Origin of the sequence: Citrobacter sp. Cpo069 (assembly GCF_030332785.1) — a bacterium.
GTDB lineage: Bacteria > Pseudomonadota > Gammaproteobacteria > Enterobacterales > Enterobacteriaceae > Citrobacter > Citrobacter portucalensis.
This window is the reverse complement of the sequence record NZ_JAOWHD010000031.1, coordinates 1-6,213: the sequence shown is the minus strand read 5'-3', so window position 1 is coordinate 6,213 and position 6,213 is coordinate 1. Positions and strand designations below refer to the sequence as shown.

General features: G+C 47.8%; 5 protein-coding genes. All 5 read left to right on the top strand.

Annotated elements, in window-relative coordinates:
- Nucleotides 1–32: 32 nt before the first annotated feature.
- Entirely contained in the window at nucleotides 33–1,001 is a 969-nt protein-coding gene (locus OGY08_RS01605) for an IS5-like element IS903B family transposase (protein WP_031942297.1), read from the top strand.
- A gap of 71 nt (nucleotides 1,002–1,072) precedes the next feature.
- Nucleotides 1,073–3,388, top strand: coding sequence for a hypothetical protein (locus tag OGY08_RS01600; RefSeq protein ID WP_286565461.1), 2,316 nt, complete (start codon nucleotides 1,073–1,075; stop codon nucleotides 3,386–3,388).
- Nucleotides 3,389–3,952: 564 nt separating this feature from the next.
- Nucleotides 3,953–4,468: a hypothetical protein gene (locus tag OGY08_RS01595; protein ID WP_000228894.1), complete on the top strand. Its 516-nt coding sequence runs from the start codon at nucleotides 3,953–3,955 to the stop codon at nucleotides 4,466–4,468.
- Nucleotides 4,469–4,552: 84 nt separating this feature from the next.
- Nucleotides 4,553–5,044, top strand: a complete 492-nt coding sequence (locus OGY08_RS01590; protein WP_000636790.1) for a hypothetical protein — start codon at nucleotides 4,553–4,555, stop codon at nucleotides 5,042–5,044.
- Nucleotides 5,045–5,540: 496 nt separating this feature from the next.
- The coding region (locus OGY08_RS01585; protein WP_286565463.1) for an IS5-like element ISKpn26 family transposase at nucleotides 5,541–6,213 on the top strand (673 nt) is incomplete at its 3' end.

Below are 6,213 nucleotides of genomic sequence, written 5' to 3'. Positions count from 1 at the left end.
GGCTTTGTTGAATAAATCGAACTTTTGCTGAGTTGAAGGATCAGATCACGCATCTTCCCGACAACGCAGACCGTTCCGTGGCAAAGCAAAAGTTCAAAATCACCAACTGGCCCACCTACAATAAAGCCCTCATCAACCGTGGCTCCATAACTTTCTGGCTGGATGATGAAGCTATTCAGGCCTGGTATGAGTCAGCAACACCTTCTTCACGAGGCAGACCTCAGCGCTATTCTGACCTTGCCATCACGACTGTGCTGGTCATTAAACGCGTATTCAGGCTGACCCTGCGCGCTGCGCAGGGCTTTATTGATTCCATTTTTTCTCTGATGAACGTTCCGCTACGCTGCCCGGATTACAGCTGTGTCAGCAGGCGGGCAAAGTCGGTTAATGTCAGTTTCAAAACGTCCACCCGGGGTGAAATCGCACACCTGGTAATTGATTCCACCGGGCTGAAGGTCTTCGGTGAAGGCGAGTGGAAAGTCAAAAAGCATGGCCAGGAACGCCGCCGTATCTGGCGTAAGCTGCATCTCGCCGTTGACAGTAAAACACATGAAATCATCTGCGCTGACCTGTCGCTGAACAATGTTACGGACTCAGAGGCCTTCCCCGGGTTAATCCGGCAAACCCACCGGAAAATCAGGTCAGCCGCCGCCGATGGCGCTTACGATACCCGGCTATGTCACGATGAACTGCGGCGTAAGAAAATCAGCGCGCTTATCCCTCCCCGAAAAGGTGCGGGTTACTGGCCCGGTGAATATGCAGACCGTAACCGTGCAGTGGCTAATCAGCGAATGACCGGGAGTAATGCGCGGTGGAAATGGACAACAGATTACAACCGTCGCTCGATAGCGGAAACGGCGATGTACCGGGTAAAACAGCTGTTCGGGGGTTCACTGACGCTGCGTGACTACGATGGTCAGGTTGCGGAGGCTATGGCCCTGGTACGAGCGCTGAACAAAATGACGAAAGCAGGTATGCCTGAAAGCGTGCGTATTGCCTGAAAACACAACCCGCTACGGGGGAGACTTACCCGAAATCTGATTTATTCAACAAAGCCCGTTCCATCGTATGTATGGCCACAACACGACGTTATATCGATTACCGCGATCCCTGGGAAAATCATGTCCGCAATGACAGGAACCGGGTTGTATTCCTTCTGGTCCGGGACGGTCAAAATATTCATCAGGTTTACTCTTCGGTAGAAAGCCATCTTGGGGCTTCGCAGCTATTCCCTTCCGCCAGCGAACAGGAAGCACATTTCCAGGGGATTGATGGCAGCACCATAAAGTTTGAGGACGTCAGTTATACCGACCGACTGAAGCAGCATGATCTTATGGCACTTCACTACCGTCGTTTCCTGATCCTTATCTGCGGCCTCGATCACCGGCTCAAACTATTTGGTGATTTCTATGATACCAATACCCCTTACAGTTTTCTGAGCCTTGAGTTCCAGGAACGGTACTTCCAATTTCTGCACGACAAAGACGGTTCTGGCCTTTTGGGTATGGCTGAGACACGGCCGTCTCTGCAAAGTTATCTTGAACAGGCAAACTCATGCCTTCAGTCCGGATCCCGGGTAATGTGCAACTGGGATTCGTTGATGAACCCAGTGACAGCACCAGGAGCAGTTCAGGAAGACAACAGCTACTCTGGCTATAAATGGCTTGGGAGAACCCATAAAAACTATGAGCCGGTTATTGCATTCCGTCAGGGAGACGATATCTGTGTCAACGCAACAGTAAACAGATACTCAACGGATCGAGATTTCAATTGTAAGGTGAATTTGTCTTTATTTAAGGAGTCCAGCAGGAATGATGCTGAACTGGGTTTCCTGTGCATGGATACCATTAAAGCGGAGGAGCTCGAATGGTACATTCACAGACGTAAATTCAGGTCTAATCACCTGTTTTACATTCGCTTCTTCAAGATGGCTTTAAATTATATTCGTGCCGAGCGTGAGGCAGAAGAACCTTACCGGCAGATGCTGAGCCAGGCTCTGGCCGATGGAAATATTGGCCAGCCTAATCTGAGATCAGAGTTGATAGATCGATGCATTGTAGCCTGGCGAGCTGATAACAGGGGGGCGACGCTGGAAGCTGCCATGAGTACAGAGAAGGGCTCCAAAGAGCTCCTGAACCAGCTCTATATGCTCGCTGATGTGGGGCTCAAACATCTTCCCGGGGTTCGTAATTTTATTAGCAGCAAAGGCTATGAGCTGGTCAGGTTATCGGTAAATGCTTCAGGGAAACTTGTTGCATATGCCGCACCAGCAAATTTTGAATGCGACAACCGGATGGAAGGGCATGCCTGGGTTCATCGAATGGTACTTGCTACATCCCGAAATGTCTTAAACGTCACTCATCAACGTTTTGCGAAAATGAAACACTTCTTACCAGCTGAAAACACCCTGTTCGAAGATGAACAGCTGGTGGCCACATGGTCGGGCAAAAAGACTGCTTTCAAAAGCTTCGAAGAGAAGCAGCGTTATTTTGATACATGCTCCCGTGGCGCTCAGGCTCTTAAGCAGTTTTTAAAGCTGAACGATCCGGTGATTTACACCAATCTGCTTGGCCAGTGGATTGAGGCCTATGAAAGTATCAATGAAACCAGTGAGTACGTACAGCAAGTAAGCCTAATGGCTCCTGTTGCGGTCAAGAGCGAAAAAGGTAAAGCCAGCCTCATCTATATTGGCACTAAAGACCTGGCCGACTGGTTTTATCAGAAAGCGCCGACACCCGAGTTGCAGGCGCTGTTCCTTGAGGAATACCTGTCCAAATTTGAAAATAAAGAGGTCAATAAAGAAAAGCTACTTTCACGCAGAAATACCGCTCTGTCTCTCAGTTTTTACACCATGGACAACGGGGAAGTACCAGATGAAATCCTCGTCACCAAATCAGTTGATAATGCCAGACGGTGGTATTCAGGAATGTTCACAAGCATGCCAACGATGTTAAATGACCAGTGGTCCTGCCATGTTGCGCATTTTTCCCGTAACGGAAAACTCTATTTGACGCCTGATCTGGTCACTGATGAAGGGGAACCTGGTTTTGATGAAATACTCGGGTATCCGCGCCCGGAGGGGCTGGTACCGGTAACCGTGTGTGAGTTTGAAATTGACCACTTTAACCGACGTGGCATTGATGCGAATGGTGATAAGGTGAATATTACACAGTGGGTCGATATTTATCAGGGTGAGCGTGAGGTTACGGAACTGCTGGGGCCTATTTCTGAAGAAGGGGTGAACATCAAAACCTACAGGATGGACACTCTTGAGCAGGCGATGAAAAACATCTCCCGGGGCTCGACGCGCCTCAGACCGTCAACGGAGAATAGCGAGTGGCAACAGCCAGCAGAAGGTGTGAGCCGCTATGTACTTCGGTCATGGTAAAACGCGGGGGCAGGTGCCATCAAAACATCAAACAAAAAGCCATTACAGGCTCAAAGACCCCTTATCGCTCAAATTTGAAAGAGATAAGGCTTTATGATGGCAACGAGGATTATCACCCATCTCGCCGGAGTAACTGGCATAAAAATTGTTTAATCTTTATGCCAGCGCTTCGGCATTTGCTGGCAAGGAGACAGTGTTGAAAGACCATATCGTACCCCCACGAAAAACTAGCGCGAGTTTATCTTATCAACTCAAACGTATTGGGCGCATGCTCCTTCTTTTACTGAGCTTGGCTTTTATAGTTTACGGATTCGTACTGGCTTTCCATCCGCCGCTAACAACCTGGCTACTTCAACCCGGTGGACACTTTGCCCCAGATGACCGATTCATACTGGTTAGTGTTAAGGTTCAGTTTACAACCGGAATAATGGGGCTAATTGTTTGGCGCTTATGGTAAAAGTGGCAAGCAATGATGGGAGAAGGATAACGTTGCTCAGCTCAATCCGGTTTACTGATTGCTTAAATAGAAGGCAGTCATGCCTACATCAGAAAGGAGAAGCATAGATGGTAGAAGCACGTTATCAAGGCAAGCCTGTTAGCAGTCTTCCTGAAGAAGCTTTTGCTGAAGGGTTATCGCGATCCGGTTTAAGCCCCGTTCTGCTACTGGCATCCCCGACCACAGTACCCGTTACCACGGATGAGCGCTGGTGGCTCGCAAAGGAAAACGTGTCAGGACATTACGGCAGGATTTTTTATGCTGCGGTGCGGGAGTTGGTCATAAGGTCGGATATCATCTCAGTAGTGAGAAGTATTGCAGATGAGAATTTCACGTCCGAACATATGGGGTACTTCGAGCGACTTACCTCTGATGAAAAAGAAGTCGTGTTTAGTGATTACCTGCGCACTCTCGCTGAAGGCGGTCTTACCTGCACTGAGAAGAATCTCGTCAAACTGACGCAAGATTTATACCCGATTGATGCAACTCCTGACAACATTAGAAAGCTATCCACGGACAGGGATGCACTGAACGAACTACACATCGATGGTATGGTACTTTTTATTACCGGCCCTGCGCTTTGATTATGGAGATAATACATGCGGTGTTATCCCTGTTAAGGGTTAAGGTAACATTCTTCTAGAATTACAGAAAAATAGAGGTCTAACATGATAGTAAATAAAAACAGGTTTATGCATAAAAACGGGAAAAGGTTTAAGTCCATCGGAAGGTATTTAAGATTTTGGCAAGCAGTAGCGTCCTCTGGTTTACCCATGGACATGGTAATACGGGAAAAACCATATCAACTTATGGTCGCTTTGATTGCTTTATATACGGCCATCCCTGTTGTTACAATAGTAATTTTATCTGGTCAGCAATCGCATAAGTTGGAACTAATTGCTGTGCATTTCAGTACAATTATCACGATGGTGTTTGTTTTGCGTCGAAAGATGGGGAAACGTTGGCTGGATTTATTTGAAGAAAAATTAGCCATTTATAAACCTAATGATAAACTCGCGCTTAGCGAATTACACGAAAGCATACGTGAGAAAAATGGGCTAGACTTGCAGGATTTACAAGATTGGTACTGGAAAGAGAAGATGACATATGAGTATCACAAAGAACGTAAAACAACTATAAGCTATCAAAAATTCAAGTAGCGTTTTAAAATGACAGGGGAGGGCTATTGTGATTTATTAAGTCGGCAAGGTTATTAGGTAGGGGTGTTCAATATGATAAATTCTTCGAGTGAGGTTATTTCAAGAGTTGTTCTGGGCCTTTGAGATAGCTAATTATCATTACAGACTTTATCGAAAGGTATGAATTATGAACATTACCGACAAAGAACTTAGCTCAAATACAGTGAGACAGTATGGATGGAACTTAGGAGAGTTCAATCACTCAACGCCTTTTACATCTCATTTTATTTATATCACCGACTATCATAAAGATAATACATGGATGATTTCACTTTCGCAGGAGGATTTTAATACAACCAAAATTTTAACATCGTTAAGTCTAGGGAAGGTGCGAACAAGTTCCTGATATGAGATCATCATATTCATCCGGAGCGCATCCCAGAGGGACATCATGAGCCATTAACTCACCTTCGCCGATAGTGAATTCAGCACTAAGCGCCGTCAGACCCGAAAAGAGATTTTCCTCTCCCGCATGGAGCAGATTCTGCCATGGCAGAATATGACCGCTGTCATCGAGCCGTTTTATCCCAAGGCGGGCAATGGCCGACGGCCCTATCCGCTGGAGACCATGCTGCGTATTCACTGCATGCAGCATTGGTACAACCTGAGCGACGGTGCCATGGAAGATGCCCTGTACGAAATCGCCTCCATGCGCCTGTTTGCCCGATTATCCCTGGATAGCGCCCTGCCGGATCGCACCACCATCATGAATTTCCGCCACCTGCTCGAGCAGCATCAACTGGCCCGTCAATTGTTCAAGACCATCAATCGCTGGCTGGCCGAAGCAGGCGTCATGATGACCCAAGGCACTTTGGTGGATGCCACCATCATTGAGGCACCCAGCTCGACCAAGAACAAAGAGCAGCAACGCGATCCGGAGATGCATCAGACCAAGAAAGGCAATCAGTGGCACTTTGGCATGAAGGCCCACATTGGTGTCGATGCCAAGAGTGGCCTGACCCACAGCCTGGTCACCACCGCGGCCAACGAGCATGACCTCAATCAGCCGGGTAATCTGCTTCATGGAGAGGAGCAATTTGTCTCAGCCGATGCCGGCTACCAAGGAGCGCCACAGCGCGAGGAGCTGGCCGAGGTGGATGTGGACTGGCTGATCGCCGAGCGTCCCGGCA

What these genes read in the sequence shown, in the direction of transcription:
- OGY08_RS01590 (WP_000636790.1), top strand. Translation starts at nt 4,553, where the DNA reads ATGATAGTAAATAAAAACAGGTTTATGCATAAAAACGGGAAAAGGTTT.
- OGY08_RS01600 (WP_286565461.1), top strand. Translation starts at nt 1,073, where the DNA reads ATGGCCACAACACGACGTTATATCGATTACCGCGATCCCTGGGAAAAT.
- OGY08_RS01595 (WP_000228894.1), top strand. Translation starts at nt 3,953, where the DNA reads ATGGTAGAAGCACGTTATCAAGGCAAGCCTGTTAGCAGTCTTCCTGAA.